The sequence below is a fragment of the Prevotella sp. SGI.167 genome (assembly GCF_050313615.1).
Lineage (GTDB): Bacteria > Bacteroidota > Bacteroidia > Bacteroidales > Bacteroidaceae > Prevotella.
This window is the reverse complement of record NZ_JBNPLT010000119.1, coordinates 1-621: the sequence shown is the minus strand read 5'-3', so window position 1 is coordinate 621 and position 621 is coordinate 1. Positions and strand designations below refer to the sequence as shown.

At 40.1% G+C, this 621-nt stretch carries 1 protein-coding gene; it reads left to right on the top strand.

The features are described from left to right. Positions 1-6: 6 nt before the first annotated feature. On the top strand, positions 7-438 hold the full coding sequence (locus ACQRBJ_RS16145; protein ID WP_445304246.1) for a DUF1810 domain-containing protein: 432 nt from the start codon (positions 7-9) through the stop codon (positions 436-438). The last annotated feature ends 183 nt before the right edge of the window (positions 439-621 follow it).

Here is a 621-nt window from a genome sequence, read left to right as displayed (position 1 = left end):
GAGAATGTGTGCCTTCCTTCTGAGTTCTGGGACATCATCGGATGGCCAAAGGTTCAGCAGCCACACTATGATCTCTTACGTTTCCTGGATGCTCAGGAGTTTGCCTATACCCAGGCTTTGAGAGAACTGAAGGAAGGAAGAAAACAAAGCCATTGGATATGGTATATCTTTCCACAACAGAAGGGACTCGGTCATAGCCACAACGCAAACTACTATGGTTTGGATGGCGAGGGTGAAGCCAGAGCCTATATTGAACATGAGATTCTGGGTGAAAGACTCCGTGAATGCTGCAAGGCGCTCCTGCTACACAAGGGTAAGGACATCGAATACATCATGGGAAGCGGAGTTGATGTGATGAAGCTCAACACCTCTATGAATCTCTTCAATAGAGTAAGTCCGAATGATGTGTTTGAGGAAGTTTTGGATGCATTCTTTTAAAGAACCCACTTTTAAAAAGTAAGGCCTGTTTAAAATATTTTATATTTCACAAAAATAACAGATTATGATAATTATTAAAAACAAAAGATGTAAGTTAGAGAATATTCGTAAAGAATATCCTGGTGCAATAATTTTTGATGTTACTTCTAAAGGTGCATTGAAAACACTCTCTCCATTCTATCC